General features: G+C 47.4%; 2 rRNA genes (1 of these 2 running past the window's edge). Both read right to left on the bottom strand.

Going from position 1 to position 2,065, the window contains the following annotated elements:
- Positions 1–904: 904 nt before the first annotated feature.
- Positions 905–1,020, bottom strand: a 5S ribosomal RNA gene (gene rrf / locus ACJJIS_RS22910).
- A gap of 203 nt (positions 1,021–1,223) precedes the next feature.
- Positions 1,224–2,065 (bottom strand): 23S ribosomal RNA (locus ACJJIS_RS22905); it runs 2,040 nt beyond the window's last position.

Here is a 2,065-nt window from a genome sequence, read left to right as displayed (position 1 = left end):
TTCAAAAGATTTTCTTAAGAAAATCAATAAGTTAGAGCTTTCTTCCCGCTACTACCTGAGCAGCGAGGAGGCGAACTATACGGACTTCAGGGAGGCTCCGCAAGCACTTTATGTAATAAATTTCCAAAATGATTTTTGGTTAAAAATCAGACTGTAAATGCATCCCCTGATGGTGGAAATGGAAAATATAACTATGAATAAAATCCCCACATCACTATCGGGGAATATACGCGTAGTTTTTTAGATGCACGGCACTATCCACACTATTTGGCAGCCAGATTGAATAACTATCAGGGATACTAGGCTCTAGGGGATAACTTTCTGGGAGTATTTAGTAGCTTACTAACTCTGGTAGTTTTGAAGCCATTACAAATACAAACCTAAAGTTCACGAAAGTAGTTTTAAGTGTGTATCCAGTGGCAAATTTTTGCAGAAGCTCTGAAAAACTTGAGGAAGAAACGTAAAGATCTTTTAGGGGTTTATTTTTTGGAGTGAAAACTGACTAATTTATCTAGAGCTATTTTTGCAAGTTATCGGAAACACTGGACCCACACTGTAGGCGGGCAGTTCTCGTCAGCCTGCGGTGCATGACTCCGGATTTGTGAACGGCTCACATAGCAGCGCAGGCACGCGAAATAGTGAAAATATTTACCGTACCCTAAAAAGAAAACCCTGGCAGTGCAGCTGGTATAGGTTTTTTTATTAGAAACCTGACAGCTGGTGAAGGTTTAGCCTGCCGAAGGCCACTCCGAGGGTGAGAGCCACAGGCTCGAACCACTATGACTTTGCACGCAGCGCGTCTCTCTTCTTTCCCTTTCTTAGTTTTTTTGTCTTTTGTTTTTTTTAAATATTTTTAGCCATAAAAAAAGGGCCACCCTATTGGGTGGCCCTTTTCGGATTAGAAGCCTGACGATGACCTACTCTCACATGGGGAAGCCCCACACTACCATCGGCGATGTTGCGTTTCACTTCTGAGTTCGGCAAGGGATCAGGTGGTTCCACAACTCTATTGTCGTCAGGCAAACTGGCTTGGGTTGGCGTTGGTCTTATAAGCAAAGTGCTTGGCCTGCCGCGTTATCGCTGTTTGCCTCGGTCATGTTATTGACCGGCGATAACCCCAAATAAGTCGGTAAAACAATCTGTAGTAATACACCGCAAGCGATCGTATGTCTCTAACTCACAATCCGCTAGCTTAGCTAGTCGTTAGTAACCATCTCTGTTGTATGGTCAAGCCGCACGGGCAATTAGTACTGGTTAGCTCAACGCCTCACAACGCTTCCACACCCAGCCTATCAACGTGGTAGTCTTCCACGGCCCTTCAGGAGGCTCAAGGCCTCAGGGAGATCTTATCTTGAAGGAGGCTTCCCGCTTAGATGCTTTCAGCGGTTATCCCGTCCGAACATAGCTACCCGGCAATGCCACTGGCGTGACAACCGGAACACCAGAGGTTCGTTCACTCCGGTCCTCTCGTACTAGGAGCAACTCTTCTCAAATCTCCAACGCCCACGGCAGATAGGGACCGAACTGTCTCACGACGTTCTAAACCCAGCTCGCGTACCACTTTAAATGGCGAACAGCCATACCCTTGGGACCGGCTTCAGCCCCAGGATGTGATGAGCCGACATCGAGGTGCCAAACACCGCCGTCGATGTGAACTCTTGGGCGGTATCAGCCTGTTATCCCCGGAGTACCTTTTATCCGTTGAGCGATGGCCCTTCCATACAGAACCACCGGATCACTATGACCTACTTTCGTACCTGCTCGACATGTCTGTCTCGCAGTCAAGCGCACTTATACCATTATGCTCATTGCATGATTTCCGACCATGCTGAGTGCACCTTCGTACTCCTCCGTTACTCTTTGGGAGGAGACCGCCCCAGTCAAACTACCCACCATACACTGTCCTCGATCCGGATAACGGACCAGAGTTAGAACCTCAAACATACCAGGGTGGTATTTCAAGGACGGCTCCACAACAACTAGCGTCATTGCTTCAAAGCCTCCCACCTATCCTACACAAATAGGCTCAAAGTTCAGTGCAAAGCTGTAGTAAAGGTTCACGGGG

It is taken from the genome of Microbulbifer maximicatervae (SeqCode) (assembly GCF_056231245.1).
The sequence above is the reverse complement of the archived record's forward strand: the minus strand, read 5'-3'. Positions and strand labels throughout refer to the sequence as shown.